This is a genomic window from Nitratireductor sp. (genome assembly GCF_017794765.1).
Classification (GTDB): Bacteria; Pseudomonadota; Alphaproteobacteria; order Rhizobiales; family Rhizobiaceae; genus Nitratireductor.
The window spans coordinates 58,848-72,635 of the sequence record NZ_CP051236.1; the positions used below are offsets into that span (position 1 = coordinate 58,848).

Annotated in this window: 16 protein-coding genes and 1 riboswitch; of the genes, 8 read left to right on the plus strand and 8 right to left on the minus strand. The window is 59.1% G+C overall.

The window, feature by feature from the left end; all coding sequences use genetic code 11:
* The first annotated feature begins 46 nt into the window (after window positions 1-46).
* Together HF949_RS00280 and HF949_RS00285 are read left to right on the plus strand one after the other, a co-directional pair.
* Entirely contained in the window at window positions 47-763 is a 717-nt protein-coding gene (locus tag HF949_RS00280; RefSeq protein WP_404934418.1) for a YdcF family protein, read from the plus strand.
* A gap of 70 nt (window positions 764-833) precedes the next feature.
* The gene (locus HF949_RS00285) at window positions 834-1,643 is read left to right on the plus strand and encodes a lysophospholipid acyltransferase family protein (RefSeq protein WP_292897494.1); all 810 of its coding nucleotides are present in this window, start codon (window positions 834-836) and stop codon (window positions 1,641-1,643) included.
* Here the strand turns inward: HF949_RS00285 and HF949_RS00290 are convergent.
* Window positions 1,640-2,173, minus strand: coding sequence for a gamma-glutamylcyclotransferase (locus tag HF949_RS00290; protein WP_292897496.1), 534 nt, complete (start codon window positions 2,171-2,173; stop codon window positions 1,640-1,642). The genes HF949_RS00285 and HF949_RS00290 overlap by 4 nt on opposite strands.
* Before the next feature lie 75 nt (window positions 2,174-2,248).
* Here HF949_RS00290 and HF949_RS00295 point away from each other — a divergent pair, with 75 nt between their 5' ends.
* Complete coding sequence (locus tag HF949_RS00295; RefSeq protein ID WP_292897498.1) at window positions 2,249-3,244, plus strand: DUF2125 domain-containing protein; 996 nt, start codon at window positions 2,249-2,251, stop codon at window positions 3,242-3,244.
* 3 nt (window positions 3,245-3,247) lie between these two features.
* Here the strand turns inward: HF949_RS00295 and HF949_RS00300 are convergent, their stop codons facing one another.
* Both HF949_RS00300 and hisC read right to left on the minus strand, forming a co-directional pair.
* A complete protein-coding gene (locus HF949_RS00300; protein ID WP_292897500.1) occupies window positions 3,248-4,183 on the minus strand; it encodes a prephenate/arogenate dehydrogenase family protein in 936 nt (311 codons plus the stop codon).
* 3 nt (window positions 4,184-4,186) lie between these two features.
* Complete coding sequence (hisC, locus tag HF949_RS00305) at window positions 4,187-5,287, minus strand: histidinol-phosphate transaminase (RefSeq protein ID WP_292897502.1); 1,101 nt, start codon at window positions 5,285-5,287, stop codon at window positions 4,187-4,189.
* A gap of 118 nt (window positions 5,288-5,405) precedes the next feature.
* A riboswitch (SAM riboswitch) is annotated at window positions 5,406-5,483 on the plus strand.
* A gap of 53 nt (window positions 5,484-5,536) precedes the next feature.
* On the opposite strand from hisC, the gene metA reads away from it, so the two are divergent.
* Both metA and HF949_RS00315 read left to right on the plus strand, forming a co-directional pair.
* Window positions 5,537-6,457 carry a homoserine O-acetyltransferase MetA gene (gene metA, locus HF949_RS00310; protein WP_292897504.1) on the plus strand — a complete coding sequence of 307 codons (921 nt, stop codon included), beginning with the start codon at window positions 5,537-5,539 and terminating at the stop codon, window positions 6,455-6,457.
* 195 nt (window positions 6,458-6,652) lie between these two features.
* The gene (locus tag HF949_RS00315; protein ID WP_292897506.1) at window positions 6,653-7,621 is read left to right on the plus strand and encodes an omptin family outer membrane protease; all 969 of its coding nucleotides are present in this window, start codon (window positions 6,653-6,655) and stop codon (window positions 7,619-7,621) included.
* Between the two features lie 31 nt (window positions 7,622-7,652).
* On the opposite strand, the gene HF949_RS00320 is transcribed toward HF949_RS00315, so the two are convergent.
* The 3 genes from HF949_RS00320 to HF949_RS00330 form a co-directional block, all read right to left on the minus strand.
* Window positions 7,653-7,979 (minus strand): DUF1330 domain-containing protein, encoded by a 327-nt coding sequence (locus tag HF949_RS00320; RefSeq protein WP_292897508.1) that lies wholly within the window; start codon window positions 7,977-7,979, stop codon window positions 7,653-7,655.
* Window positions 7,980-8,062: 83 nt separating this feature from the next.
* A complete protein-coding gene (locus HF949_RS00325) occupies window positions 8,063-9,130 on the minus strand; it encodes an NAD(P)H-dependent flavin oxidoreductase (RefSeq protein WP_292897510.1) in 1,068 nt (355 codons plus the stop codon).
* A gap of 3 nt (window positions 9,131-9,133) precedes the next feature.
* The gene (locus HF949_RS00330) at window positions 9,134-9,898 is read right to left on the minus strand and encodes a class I SAM-dependent methyltransferase (protein WP_292897512.1); all 765 of its coding nucleotides are present in this window, start codon (window positions 9,896-9,898) and stop codon (window positions 9,134-9,136) included.
* 104 nt (window positions 9,899-10,002) lie between these two features.
* Here HF949_RS00330 and gloB point away from each other — a divergent pair, with 104 nt between their 5' ends.
* Complete coding sequence (gene gloB, locus HF949_RS00335) at window positions 10,003-10,770, plus strand: hydroxyacylglutathione hydrolase (protein ID WP_292897514.1); 768 nt, start codon at window positions 10,003-10,005, stop codon at window positions 10,768-10,770.
* A 2-nt stretch (window positions 10,771-10,772) separates the two neighbouring features.
* Here gloB and yddG read toward each other — a convergent pair whose 3' ends face one another.
* A complete protein-coding gene (yddG, locus tag HF949_RS00340; protein WP_292897516.1) occupies window positions 10,773-11,663 on the minus strand; it encodes an aromatic amino acid exporter YddG in 891 nt (296 codons plus the stop codon).
* Between the two features lie 24 nt (window positions 11,664-11,687).
* Complete coding sequence (locus HF949_RS00345) at window positions 11,688-12,455, minus strand: DUF3108 domain-containing protein (protein WP_292899953.1); 768 nt, start codon at window positions 12,453-12,455, stop codon at window positions 11,688-11,690.
* Window positions 12,456-12,708: 253 nt separating this feature from the next.
* On the opposite strand from HF949_RS00345, the gene rpmB reads away from it, so the two are divergent.
* A complete protein-coding gene (rpmB, locus tag HF949_RS00350; RefSeq protein WP_007010112.1) occupies window positions 12,709-13,005 on the plus strand; it encodes a 50S ribosomal protein L28 in 297 nt (98 codons plus the stop codon).
* A 137-nt stretch (window positions 13,006-13,142) separates the two neighbouring features.
* Window positions 13,143-13,775, plus strand: a complete 633-nt coding sequence (locus HF949_RS00355) for a queuosine precursor transporter (protein ID WP_292897520.1) — start codon at window positions 13,143-13,145, stop codon at window positions 13,773-13,775.
* The last annotated feature ends 13 nt before the right edge of the window (window positions 13,776-13,788 follow it).

Genomic DNA, 13,788 nt, shown 5'->3' on the forward strand with positions numbered 1-13,788 from the left:
TCTCGTCGACTATCCATTGCCGCAATTTATGGCTAACCATCACACCATGAGACAAGAGCGCCAGAGCGGCCTCGACGGCCCGGGAATGCCTCCGCCACGCGGCAGCCGGTTTGGCATGCGCCGTGTGGTCCGGGTGGCTCTTTTGGTTTGCCTTGTTGCAACCTCTGCATTCATTGCCGGCTTTGGGTTATTCGCCGATCATATTGGACACCTCTCGGCCCCGCGCAATATCGACGATGCCGATGGCATTATCGTTCTGACCGGCGGACAATCGCGCATTGATGCAGCGGTAAGCCTGCTCAAGGCCGGCAAGGGGAAAAGGCTTCTGATAAGCGGTGTAAACCCCGTGGCACGAGCGGACGATCTGCGCATCGCGACCGGTAGCGAAGCGGCTCTCTTTGATTGCTGCGTCGATATCGACCACGCCGCACTCGATACAATTGGCAACGCCGAGGAAAGTGCCAAATGGGTTCAGGCAAACGCCTACAACAGCATTATCCTTGTGACGAACAACTATCACATGCCGCGCAGCCTCCTCGAAATGCAGCGCCTCCTGCCGGATTCGGAGGTCCACCCATATCCCGTCGTCAACACCCCGCTCGATAACGGCGCCTGGCTGGCAAAACCCGATGCGCTACGGGTGCTTGCAACCGAATACACCAAGTATGTCGGCGCACTTGTCCGCGAGGTTATTCCGCTACCCAGAAACACCCGCATGAGCGCCCCCGCGAAACTCACGAAAGCAACGGCACGCCACGACTGACCCCATCAGCGCTTTGCCTCACTGTTCTGTTAATGTAAGAGCCTCGCAAGACACCCAACGGGCCAACTTCATGCTCTTTATCCGTTCTGCCGTTTTCAACGCCGTTTTCTATCTGAACCTCATCGTTCAGATGTTATTCTGGACTCCGCTGTTTTTTCTTTTGCCGCGCAAGAAGGCCTGGTTCGTGCCAAAATTCTGGGCCGCTTCCAGCCTGTGGTTGCAAAGGGTCATCACGGGTGCACGATCCGAGATCACGGGCCTTGAAAACCTGCCCGACGGCCCTTGCATCATTGCCCCGAAGCACCAGTCGTTCTGGGACACGATCGCTTTTTTGCCAAACATTCCCGACGCACTCTATATTCTGAAGCGGGAGCTGGTCTGGATCCCGTTTTTCGGCTGGTATGTGGCCAAGATGCGCATGATCCCGATCAATCGCGGCAGCCGTACCAAAGCGCTGAAACAAGCTGTTAAATCGGCTCACGAGCTGATGCAGGACAACCGTCAGCTCATCATCTATCCGGAAGGCACGCGCCGTCCGCCGGGTGCCGAGCCAGCCTACAAATACGGCATTGTTGAACTCTATGCCCAGCTTGGCGTCCCCGTGGTGCCGGTCGCGCACGCTGCGGGACTCTTCTGGCCCCGGCGCAAGTTTCTCCGCCATCCAGGCGTGATCCGTGCCCGTTTTTTGCCGCCTATCGAGGCCGGGCTTCCCCGTGAGGTGTTCCAAGAACGCCTGGTCAGGGAAACCGAAGCCGCCTGCGACGAGATGCTGGCCGAGGCGGCCACTTCCCCCAACCCGCCGCCACTTCCTGAAACCGCTCGCCAGCGCCTGAGGGATTTGGGCATTTTACAGGAAGCCGGTGAAAGCCGGCTGCGCTAAAGTAAACTCGCCGTCTCGTCGAGGCGCGCAGCCACAGCTTCGAGCCAGTAATCGCGAATGTCCAGTGCCTTCAGGTGCTCCACGGTGTTGCGAACATAATCCACATTGGGTCCTGATTGCCCTATGGATGCGCGAACCTGCTGCACCGCATGGTCGATGTCGAGACTGCCGGCATACTGGCCATGCCTGCGATCAACCACGTAGGTAAGCGCGGTTACCGAGGTCCCGTTTGCCAAGCGGATACCGACCCGGCGTTCCAGATAGACATTCGTGACAAGCTCCCGCTCGCGCAGATAACCGATCACCTCTCCTTCGAGCTCGCCTGGAACCCTAAAGGCAAGACCCAGACAGGATCCGCCCCGGTCGAGCCCGAGGACTAGCCCCGGGCGATCCGGGGTGCCACGATGAACATGGGAATAAATGCACAGAGCGCGGCGATAGCCGTATAGTCTCGCCTTGCAGGTTTCGACGTGAGCAAAACCCGGGCGCCACATCAGCGATCCGTAGCCAAAGACCCAAAAATCGTCCATATCGCCTGCCCAATGCTTGAAAGGGTGCTGCCGTGTCGCCATGACTAGAGGCGAACGGGTTAACCGGAGGACCACATGCCGTCAAGAAAACGCGCCAGGCGCAGCTTCAGTCGCCGCTTCATTCTGTTTGCGCTTTTCATCGTTCTGGCGATCCTGACTTATACGGGCGTCTGGTTCTACGCTGCGGACACACTGGAACGACGCACCATCACGGCAATCGAGAATTTGAACGTCGGCCACCAGCGCGCAAACTGCGAAGAGCCCACAGCGCGTGGCTATCCGTTCCGCATCGGTCTGTTCTGCCGAAGCGTCTTCTACGAAGACGCAAAAAGCGGTGTTTCGGTCAGCGCCGGTGCCTTCCGCTCCGCAGCACAGGTCTACCAGCCAATGCGCACGGTCGGCGAGCTTGATGGACCTGCCCGCATAGCAACACCCTATCTCCCGGCCCTCGAAGCGAGCTGGGAAAACATGCGCGTCAGCGCGCGCCTGACGACAAGCCTGCCCGAACGCATCTCCAGTGAGGCAAGAAATGTTGTCCTGACACTCGATGACGAGAGCCGCCAGCCCATTGCCCGTGCAGAAGCGCTTCAGGGCCACACAAGACAAAACGGAAGCGATCTCGACATCGCCCTCATTGCGCAGGCTTTTACAATCGATCCAGGGCTCACAAACGGCAGCGCGATCCCGGCGATCGATGGCGAATTGCTCCTGACCGTCGAAAACGGTGTGTCACTGGCCAGCATCGAGGCGACCGGATTGCGTGGGCGCTCGGGGAAAATTGAAAATCTCAGCCTGAAGATCGCGGGCGGAGATTCGGGCCTCATGCTAAAAGGGCCGATCCGCATCGCAGATAACGGTTTCGTCGATGCCGAACTGCGCGTGACGGTCAACGAGCCGGAGAGGATTGCGCAACTCGTTGGCGAGATTCTGCCGGACAGGCGCGACGAGATCGCTGGAATAACGGCAGGGCTCGCCAATCTCGGCACGGCACCGACCCTGCCGGTGAACATTCGCCAGGGTCGCGTTTTCGTCGGCTTTCTGCCGCTTGGGTCGATCCCGCCCGTCCAGTGACGCTTACGACTTCTCGGGATGCGCCAGTGCGTGCCGGCCAAAGTCCGGCACGTCGATATCCTGACCTGCCTCGATGATGGACCGCCGTATCGCACGTGTCCGCGTAAACATCTCAAAGAGCTTATCGCCATCGCCCCAGCGGATCGCGCGCTGAAGCGCGGAAAGATCTTCGGAAAAGCGTGCGAGCATCTCCAGAATGGCATCGCTATTGTGCAGACACACATCCCGCCACATGGTCGGGTCGGAGGCTGCAAGGCGCGTGAAGTCACGAAATCCGGAGGCCGAGTATTTGATGACTTCCGACTTGGTGACCGCTTCCAGGTCGTCCGCTGTGCCGACGATGTTGTAGGCGATGATGTGCGGCAGGTGCGAGACGATGGCAAGCACCATATCGTGATGCTGCGGGTCCATGCTGTCGACCATGGCACCACACCGCTCCCAGAACGCCGTCAGACGCGAGAGCGCATCGGAATCGGTATCGGGAAGCGGTGTCAGAATGCACCAGCGCCCTTCAAACAAGTCTGCGAAACCGGCATCAGGACCAGAATCTTCCGTACCCGCGATCGGGTGCCCGGGGATGAAGTGGACGCTGTCAGGCAGGTGCGGCTGCATCTGCGCAATCACCGACGCCTTGGTGGAGCCGACATCTGTGACAATCGCGCCCGGTTTCAACCCGGGCGCGATGGCTTCCGCCACCGCCCCGGAAGCCCCCACGGGGACCGAGACGATCACCAGATCGGCATCCTGCACTGCTTCGGCCGCACCCTGCTCATAGACATCGCCCAATCCCAGTTCGCGCGCTCTGGAGAGGGTCTTTTCGCTCCGGCTCGAAATCGCGACGGTTGATGCAAGACCGCCATGCCTGATGGCTCGCGCCAGCGAGGAACCGATCAGGCCGATGCCGACCAGCGCGATCTTTTCAAAAAGTGGGTCAGGCACAACTCAACTTTCCATGAAATCCTTGAGCGCGGCAACAACGCCGCGATTGGCCTCTTCCGGGCCGACGGTCAGGCGCAATGCATTGGGGAAACCATAAGGCACCACCCTGCGCAGTATATAGCCGCGCGACCCAAGGAAAGCGTCCGCATCAGCCGCGGACTTGCCTCCATTGTCCGGGAAGTGAATCAGCAGAAAATTACCGACGCTGGGCGTGACCCTGAGACCAAGCTTGACGAGTTCGTCGACCAGCCAGGAACTCCACGTCTCATTGTGCGCAACGGCTCGCTCCACATGAGCTTTGTCGCGGATCGCCGCGGCACCTGCCTCGATGGCCAGCGCATTGACATTGAACGGACCGCGCACCCGGTTCACCGCATCCACCACATGCACCGGAGCATACATCCAGCCGATGCGCAGCGCCGCCATTCCATGGATCTTGGAGAAGGTACGCGTCATCACGACATTCTCGCAGGAAGAAACCAGCTCGATACCCGATTCATAGTCGTTGCGGCGCACATACTCGGCATAGGCCGCATCGAGCACCAGAAGAACATTCTTGGGCAGGCCCGCCTGTAGGCGGCGCACCTCGTCCACCGGCAGATACGTCCCGGTCGGGTTATTCGGATTGGCCAGGAACACAATGCGCGTCTTGTCCGTCACCGCCGCGAGAATGGCATCGACATCCGCGCGCTCATTGTCCTCCTTCACCACCACCGGCGTACCCCCGGCAGCCAGCGTCTGGATACGGTAGACAAGGAATCCGTGCTCGGTGAAAACCGCCTCGTCGCCGGGCTTGATATAGGTCTGTGCAAGCAGACCCAGCAACTCATCGGATCCGTTGGAACAAAGAATGTTGGCCGGGTTGAGCCCGTGCGTCTCCGCAATGGCGTCACGCAACTTCGTGGCAGATCCGTCCGGATAAAGTTCCAGATGCCCCATCGCTTTGGAAATCGCCTCGACAGCCGCGGGCGAGGGCCCGAGCGGAGATTCGTTCGAGGAGAGCTTCCACACCTTTGTTGCACCCGGGGCGCTTTCACGGCCGGGCACATAAGCGGCGATATCCATGACACCGGGCTTCGGTTCGGGACGGACGGACGTGCTCATTGAATGGTCCTGTTTTGAAAATCGGTTGATCGGATCCTCGACCCTTGCGTAGAAAATCCGTCCGTTGCTTTAGACCATGACGACGATTGACGCAAAGAAAACACCATCCTAAATAAAGGTCTCTCTTCGTGGTGATTTGGCCGGTCGGCTTGCAGCCACGTAAAACAATTCGCTAAAAGGCCGTGCGAAGCAGAATTTGCTGAGACCGGTCGCGATTTCGCCACCGGTCTTTTTTGTTGGAGCAAAACGATGCCGATCAAAATACCCGACCAGCTTCCCGCCCGCGACGTGCTCGTGCGTGAAGGTGTGTCCGTGATGGACGAGCAGACAGCCCTGCGGCAGGACGTCCGCCCTCTGCAGATCGGGCTCCTCAATCTCATGCCCAACAAAATCCGGACCGAAACCCAGTTCGCCCGTCTGATTGGCGCCTCACCTCTGCAGGTGGAGCTGACCCTCGTGCGCATCGGCAACCACCGCGCCAAGAACACACCGGAGGAACACCTCATTTCCTTCTACCAGACCTGGGAGGAAGTCCGGGACCGCAAGTTCGACGGTTTCATCATAACCGGTGCGCCCATTGAACTTCTGCCTTTCGAGGAAGTTACCTACTGGAAAGAGCTGGAAGAAATACTGGACTGGACGCTGACCAACGTCCATTCCTCCTTTTACATCTGCTGGGGAGCCATGGCGGCTGCCTGGCATTTCCACCGCATTCCAAAATACACGCTTGAGAAGAAGGCTTTCGGTGTCTTCCGGCACCGCAACAACGCCCCCGCGTCGCCGTTTCTGGCCGGTTTCTCAGACGATTTCGCCATCCCGGTATCACGGTGGACAGAAGTCCGCTCTTCAGACATTCCCACCGACCGTGGCCTTCAGGTGCTCATGGAATCGGATGTCACCGGTCCCTGTCTCCTGACAGAAGAAACCGGCAATCGGCTCTATATGTTCAATCACATCGAATACGATTCCACCTCGCTCAAGGAGGAATACGACCGCGATGTTGCAGCAGGAACCGAGGTTGCGGTCCCGCACGGTTATTACCCTGATGACGATCCAAGCCGCCCGCCGCTCAACCGCTGGCGCTCGCACGCGCACCTGCTCTTCGGAAACTGGATCAATCAGGTCTACCAGTCGACGCCTTATGAGCTTGAACAGATCGGTCAGCGCTGACCTCATCACGCGATAAGGCGCTGCTTGCCGGTCTTCGGTTGGCTTGCATGCCCACAGCGAGATCTATCGCATAGGAACCAAGGAGGGATTTAACAATTCCTGCTTGCACTCCCTTGCGACCTAAAGTGATTTCTGAGATACCTTAAATCATTGTATTTTAGTTATAATTTATCATATTCTCATAGGAAGCTATGAATGACGCGCAACTTTATCTCGGCTTCGGTTCTCGTATTTTCTACTTTAACGGGAAATTCATTCGCCGCGGACGGAAGGCTGCAGGATGCCCAGGTGGTGTTATCAGATAGCGGCGACATCACCTTCATTGGAGGCGTGGGGTACACCTTTCTCCAGGCTGAAGAGATCGTTTACGATACTGCTGGAAACCGCATCAGCGCGCTTTATTGGGAAAGCGAAGCTCCTGTCATAACGGGCACTTTAGAAGCGCGGTTCGCCGGACCCTGGACGTTGAAAGCAAGCGCAACAGTGGGATTCTCCGGAGATAGCCGGATGGAGGACTACGACTGGCTCGATGCAGCACCCAGCTACACCTTCAATGACTGGAGTGACCGTTCGATCCATCCCCAAACCGAGCTGGACCATTATTTCACAGGCGATATCGCATTCGGACGGGATTTCGAGATTAGGGATACAGTAATCCTCAACCTGCATGGCGGCTTTAAATACACGGATGTCAAATGGACTTCGTATGGTGGTTCGTATGTTTACAGCGAAGCGGGCTTTCGCGACGACATAGGAAGTTTTCCCGACAATGTGCGTGGCATCTCTTATCAGCAACAGTTTCCGGGTGTTTTCCTCGGAGCGGAAGCCACCACTAGACACAATGGCTGGACCCTTGCGCTGCAGGCTCGTGGCGGCCTCAATTTCGAAGTCAGGGACGAGGATCACCACTGGCAGCGCGACCTGCGTTTCCGTGAGGATTTCGGCATGCTGCCGTTTGTTTCTCTATCCGGGCGGATGGAGTACAGCCTCACCGAAAATACCAATCTGTTTCTCGCCGGAACTTTCGAGCAACACTTCAGCAAAATCGGCGACGGGCGGATTTACGAAATCGCTTCCGGCGCACCAGTCGAGGCATTTCAGGATGGTGCAGGTCTTGAATTCCGTTCCGTCACGCTCTCTGGCGGTTTCAGGGTCGAATTCTGAAACCTTCCAGGTCAGGCGCAGTTCGCCACTCTTATGATGAGGTCAGAATATCGCTTGCTTTATGGCCAGGATCGACCCCGTCGACCAGCAGGACGTCGCCGTCCGAATGGTCACTGCGCAAGCGCTTGATGGCCTGATAAGCTGACGATGCATACCAGTCGTCGGCGTTCTGACGACTGGGGAAGGCGATCACGATCAGGTCGCCCTCCCAGTTTCCTTCCTTCACGTCCGGCGGCGCACCGTGGATGATGAAATGCCCGCCGAACGGCTCCAGCGTTTCATCGATACGTTCCAGATACTCGACAATGGCCGAGCCGATGACGACATTGCGAAGATGACCGATTGCGTAGGCTTGCATTGGGCGACACCCTTCTCTCAAACACTGTTCGAGAGCACATTGGAGTGCCTTCCGAATGAAACCAATTACCCCCGGGGTAAACGTTATCCTCGAAGGAGTTTCTCGGCATCGCGGGCCAATTTGACGGTCAGTTCGCCAGCCGGTATCGGAGCGGCCAGAGCGGCCGCCTGTCCCGCCCAGAGCGGCGAAAAATCACTCACGCCCGCCTTCTCGGCAGCAGCGCGCAATGGACCCACCGCTGCTGTGGCCAGAGGGAATGCCGGAGCCTTGTCACTCATGGGTCCCACTTCGCTGACGAAGCGGTTCAGCAGACCCCGGGCCGGACGCCCCGTGAATACATTGGTAAGAACGGTGCGATCATCCCGTGCCAGCGCCAGCGCATCCCGATGCCCCTGACTGGTAAGCGCCTCCGGCGATTGCAGATAGGCCGTCCCCACCTGAACGGCAGACGCGCCAAGCACGAAGCAGGCGGCCACCGCCCGACCATCGGAAATGCCCCCGGCAGCGATGACCGGAACAGAGACCGCATCGACCACCTGCGGTACCAGAGCCAGTGTTCCCGGCTGCGTGGCGATATCCGGTTCAAGAAAAACGCCTCTGTGGCCTCCGGCTTCCACGCCTTGGGCGATGATGGCATCGCAGCCGTTCTCCTCTAGAAAACGCGCCTCGGCGACAGTCGTGGCAGAAGCGATTATCTTCGCTCCCGCATCGCGCACACGCTGCATCAAGAGAGCGTCTGGCAGGCCGAAATGAAAGCTTACCACCTCTGGACGAAACTCTTCAACGATGGCGCAGCTTTCCTCGTTAAAGGGATTTCGGCCCGCACCGGCAGGCGCGGCGTCGGGATCTATGCCGAATTCGGAATAGTACGGCCGCAGGCATTCGCGCCAAGCCGCTTCGCGCTTTGCATCAGGCATTGGCGGCACATGGCAAAAGAAATTCATGTTGACCGGCCTGTCTGTACGCTGGCGGATAACCCCCATTTCGGTGCGGATCTTTTCCGGCGTCAGCATTGCGCAGGGCAAAGCGCCAAGCCCGCCCGCCGCACTCACCGCGATGGCGAGTTCCGACCCGGCGGATCCCGCCATCGGCGCAAGAAGAACAGGTAGCTCAATACCGAACAATTCGGAGATCCGGGTATTCATCGCCATCAATCAGCACTCCCTTTCCTGATTACGCCGGATCGCGCCGACACGCGTGGCACCCTGCGGTGAAAGAACCGGAACAAAAACGCGGCGCGATGCGCGGGCTGTCACTGGCAGGCCCTGATAGAGGCGTTTTTCAGCCTCCACCACAAGAACACCGGCAAAAATCGGCCAGAAGCGTCGTCCCGCCTGTTCCAGCAATTGATGAAGCCGCAGCACAAAACGACGCTCGGAGGGGGGAAAATGCAGGGCATCGCCCCAGGCCGTCGCAGTAAAATTTGCTTCGCGCAGCGCCTCCGCAAGCTGTGTGCGCGAATAAGGCCGCCCGGTGCCAAAGGGGGTGTTCTCGAACCGGGCCCACATGCCTCGCCTATTGGGCACCGCGATGACGAGGCGGCCACCCGGCGCCAGAACCCGCCAGATTTCCAGGAGCGCCTGTTGCGGATTTTCCGTGTGCTCCAGCGCATGAATCATGAGAACCCGGTCTACCGAGGAGTCAGGCAGCGGCAGTTCCTCCTCGAACACCAGCGCGGTGGTTGAGGGTTGCCCCACGGGCCACGGAACTGCCCCCTGCATGGCCGGCATGAACGCGAATGCGCGCTCAGCATCTGCACCGAAGCGGTCGAGCCAGGGCAATGTGTAGCCAAGGCCCACCAGCCGTTCACTGGCGCTCTTTGACCAGATCGACGAGAGCGCCATGGCGAGAGAACGCTCGGCCAGACGACCAAGCAGGGAAGAGTAGAAGGCGCGAAGCGCGACGATGTCCGAAATCATGGTTGCGACGGTACCCCCCTTCCACGACACCGGCAAGAATTGTCGCACCCGGCGTGACAAGCCGGCGCCCTCGCCCTATCGTCCGCCCGATAACGGAGAGACCCATGGCCCTCGAAATTGAACAGTTCATGTGCCGAAGCGACAATTTCGGCATTCTGGCCCATGACAGCGAAACTGGCGAAACAGCCCTGATCGATGCGCCGGAAGAACGCGCTATCCTTTCGGCCGTTGAACGCACGGGCTGGCGGCCGACTATGATTCTCACCACGCATCATCACCCGGATCACGTGGAAGCAAACCTCGCCCTGAAAGAGCGCTTTGGCCTGACCATCACGGGCCCCGCTGCAGAAGCCGACCGCATACCCGGCATAGATCGCACTGTCAGCGAAGGCGACACGATTTCTATCGGAAAACAGAGCGCCACGGTGATCGAGACCCCCGGGCACACGGCAGGCCATGTGAGCTACCATTTCTCCGATGCCGGCATCGTGTTCACCGCCGATACGCTATTTGCGCTCGGTTGCGGTCGTCTTTTCGAGTGCAAGCCGCCCGTGATGCTGGCCTCACTCCGAAAGCTGGTCGCACTTCCATTGGAAACGGTCGTCTATTGCGGCCATGAATACACCGAAACCAATGCCCGCTTCGCATTGACGGTGGATCCGACCAACTCCGCGCTCAGGGAACGCGCGAAGGAAATCTCGCGTCTTCGCAGCGAAGGCCGGCCTACCCTGCCCACGACCATTGGCAAGGAGATGGCGACAAACCCCTTCCTGCGCTGGCACGACCCGATCATCCGCCGCAATCTCGGCATGGAGGATGCAAGCGACGAAGCAGTCTTTGCCGAGATCAGGAAGCGCAAGGATATTTCCTGATATTACGATGCCGCACCGGCTTGCTGCCGGCGCGGCTTCAGGATCATGTTCTTTGCAGCAAGGGCGGCACCGAACGTGATCAGAAGGCAGGCGGCGATGATGTTTGCCGTTGACTCTGCAGCGCCTGCAGCAATCAGGATCAGCGTCGAAAGAAGCGGGGCGGCATAGCTTGCCGCGCCCAACACCTGAATGTTGCCGCGTTTGACCCCGTAATCCCATGCATAGAACGCTGCCCCCACCGGCATGAGACCTAGGCCAAGCACGTTTAGCCACTCCCCGGCTGAAGCCGGCCAGATGGTCTCCTCCAGCCCGAGATGGCAGAGCGCTGAAAGCACAGCCGTTGCCGCGCAGAACCACGTGACAATGCTGGTTGGCACGGCGTCAAACCGGCGCGAGAGAAGCGAATAGCCAGACCAGAAAAGAGCACAGGCCCCCGCTGCCGCATAACCAAGCGCATAGCGGCTTTCAAAGCTGAACCCACCGCCCTTGGTGATGATAAGCGCCGTACCCGCAAGCCCCAGAAGCGCGCCCGCGATATGATGCCAGCCAAGCCGTTCACCCGGCATCAACGCCGAGCCAAGCACGATCAGCAATGGCCATAGATAGGCGATCAGGCTCGCCTCCACCGCCGGCGCGTTACGCAGCGCCGTGAAGTAGAAGAAGTGATAGCCGAAAAGCCCCGCGATACCGATGAGCCACACCACCGGCGGCACAGGTTCTGCAGGTCCGTCCGACGGAGCAGCGACCCGCATCACAAGGCCAATCAGCGTGGCCACCGAAAAGGACAGTGCGGAAAGAAGGAATGGAGGAACCTTTCCCGTACCAGCCGTGAAAAGCGCCAGAAGCGCCCACATGACGACCGCCGTGAACCCGATCAGCGTGGCACGCGCCAATTGCTCCTCCCCTTGATGACTGTTCTAGTCGACTGGCCGACCCTGAATATAAACCGTGCCAATCTTGGTTGCGATCTGCGCCTGAACGGGCGTGTGATGACCACGCGAGCCAAGCGGTTTGAAAGAAACCAGTATACGAGCCTTGTCGCGCAGGAAAGCGATTGTGGACCGCCCCTTCCGGTAGCCGGAAATCGGAATGAACCGCGCCTTGCAGGTGATCAGGTCGCGTCCGACACGCTCACCCTTGGCGGCAGGTGAAAAGACGATGTCAGCGCGCATTTCACCATCAAAAACCTTGAAACGGCGTTTGCAGACGTCTGAGCCGCTTTTCGCTGGAGAGAGCAGTGCCGAGAGCGGGTCGAGCGCATCCGTAAGATCCTCCTTCGAAACGGCGACCCAGTCATTGCCGCGCTTCTTGGGCTTCGGCGTTATCACCGTCTTCACGACCTGCCCCTTCTTGTATTGGATCGAAGTCGTCTCCCGCTTCTTCCCGCTCGTATAGGCGAGTTCGTAGAAAGAAGGTACGACGGACTGCCTGGAAAGCCGCCCTTTTGACGTGACACGCCCATCGGTCCGGTCAAACAGCCGGGCCACACCCGCGCTTGCAAAACGCCCCGAGACCTCGAAACGGTTCTCTTCAAGCCTGCTTGTGAAATCAGCCCTGCCGATGGGAATGCCGAACAGCGATGCGCTGTATTGAAAGCGGTGCGTTTCCCCGCCCTCAGCACCGGCGTTTCCGGTTGTGCCCAGAAGAAAGATCACCAGAAAAATTCGAACAATAGCAGGCCGCATCACGAGCCGTGCCCTCCAGCATGCCGACAAGCCGGCGCGTCCCTCCACTTGCATAAAGAAGAATAATAAGGCAAATCTTTGGAAAAGGGCCATGGAGATTGACCCAACCGCGTCGCAGGGTGCTTGACCCACACGCCAAATATCTCTATGGAACGGCAACTTTTTCCATAAGGCCGCCAACAATCGACAGTGCGCCGCCAGTTTCAGGTGCGCAGTTGGGTATGGACGGGCCAAGACGATGAAGGTTTGAGAAATGTCCCGCGCCTGCGAACTGACCGGCAAAGCCGTAATGACCGGCAACAATGTGAGCCACGCGAACAACAAGACGCGTCGTCGCTTTCTTCCCAACCTGTGCCATGTGACGCTTCAGTCCGAGGCTCTTGGCCAGAACGTGCGCCTGCGCGTTTCCGCCAATGCCCTGCGCACAGTGGAGCATCGCGGCGGTCTCGACGCGTTTCTCGTCAAGGCGAAGGCCAACGAGCTTTCCCAGCGCGCCCGTCTGCTCAAGAAGCAGGTCGAGAAGAAGATCGCCGAGCAGGCCGCAGCCTGAGGCCACGGCCGCAGCATGGCTGCGGCTCGGCAAAAAATTCATTGGCCCGCCGTGGCCGCGCAGATCATGAATGGGCTTCTGCCCGAGTGAAAAGCGCCGTTGGCGGGCTTTCTGGTTCCATCACCCAGGATAAAAAAATGCATCGTCTCTATGCGATTTGGCCATTCATGGCCGCCATGGCGTTTATCGTCACCGCCTCGAATTTTCTCGTCCAGTATCCATTTCAGCATTTTGGTCTCGGCGATCTGCTCACTTGGGGCGCGTTCACCTATCCGGTGGCGTTTCTGATCAACGACCTGACGAATCGCCGTTTCGGCCCTGCCGCCGCGCGGCGCGTGGTTCTGTCCGGCTTCCTGCTTGCGGTGGTGCTTTCGATCTGGCTTGCGAGCCCGCGCATCGCCATCGCCTCGGGTGCTGCCTTTCTCTTTGCACAATTGCTCGATGTGGCCGTCTTCGACAGGCTTCGCGGGAGCGCCTGGTGGCGCGCACCGCTGATCTCCACGCTTATCGGCTCCATGCTCGACACCGTGTTGTTTTTCTCGCTGGCATTTGCCGCGCGCTTCGCGTTTCTCGACACGGCATTTGGCCTTGAGGATGGATCTCTTGCCTTCCCCGTCTCGCTGTTCGGCACAGGCATTGAAGCACCGCTCTGGCTATCACTGGCACTTGGCGACTTCACGGTGAAGATCCTGATCGGGCTTGCGATGCTCGCGCCCTATGGTGCGCTTCTGACCATGCTGCGCCCCGGACCGGCCGTTAGCCGGCCGTAGAGCAATTTGTGGT

Excerpts from the sequence above, each read along its gene's own strand:
- HF949_RS00280 (WP_404934418.1), top strand. The coding sequence starts at position 47 with ATGAGACAAGAGCGCCAGAGCGGCCTCGACGGCCCGGGAATGCCTCCG.
- HF949_RS00285 (WP_292897494.1), top strand. The coding sequence starts at position 834 with ATGCTCTTTATCCGTTCTGCCGTTTTCAACGCCGTTTTCTATCTGAAC.
- HF949_RS00290 (WP_292897496.1), bottom strand. The coding sequence starts at position 2,173 with ATGGACGATTTTTGGGTCTTTGGCTACGGATCGCTGATGTGGCGCCCG.
- HF949_RS00295 (WP_292897498.1), top strand. The coding sequence starts at position 2,249 with ATGCCGTCAAGAAAACGCGCCAGGCGCAGCTTCAGTCGCCGCTTCATT.
- hisC (WP_292897502.1), bottom strand. The coding sequence starts at position 5,287 with ATGAGCACGTCCGTCCGTCCCGAACCGAAGCCCGGTGTCATGGATATC.
- metA (WP_292897504.1), top strand. The coding sequence starts at position 5,537 with ATGCCGATCAAAATACCCGACCAGCTTCCCGCCCGCGACGTGCTCGTG.
- HF949_RS00315 (WP_292897506.1), top strand. The coding sequence starts at position 6,653 with ATGACGCGCAACTTTATCTCGGCTTCGGTTCTCGTATTTTCTACTTTA.
- HF949_RS00320 (WP_292897508.1), bottom strand. The coding sequence starts at position 7,979 with ATGCAAGCCTACGCAATCGGTCATCTTCGCAATGTCGTCATCGGCTCG.
- HF949_RS00325 (WP_292897510.1), bottom strand. The coding sequence starts at position 9,130 with ATGGCGATGAATACCCGGATCTCCGAATTGTTCGGTATTGAGCTACCT.
- HF949_RS00330 (WP_292897512.1), bottom strand. The coding sequence starts at position 9,898 with ATGATTTCGGACATCGTCGCGCTTCGCGCCTTCTACTCTTCCCTGCTT.
- gloB (WP_292897514.1), top strand. The coding sequence starts at position 10,003 with ATGGCCCTCGAAATTGAACAGTTCATGTGCCGAAGCGACAATTTCGGC.
- HF949_RS00345 (WP_292899953.1), bottom strand. The coding sequence starts at position 12,455 with ATGCGGCCTGCTATTGTTCGAATTTTTCTGGTGATCTTTCTTCTGGGC.
- rpmB (WP_007010112.1), top strand. The coding sequence starts at position 12,709 with ATGTCCCGCGCCTGCGAACTGACCGGCAAAGCCGTAATGACCGGCAAC.
- HF949_RS00355 (WP_292897520.1), top strand. The coding sequence starts at position 13,143 with ATGCATCGTCTCTATGCGATTTGGCCATTCATGGCCGCCATGGCGTTT.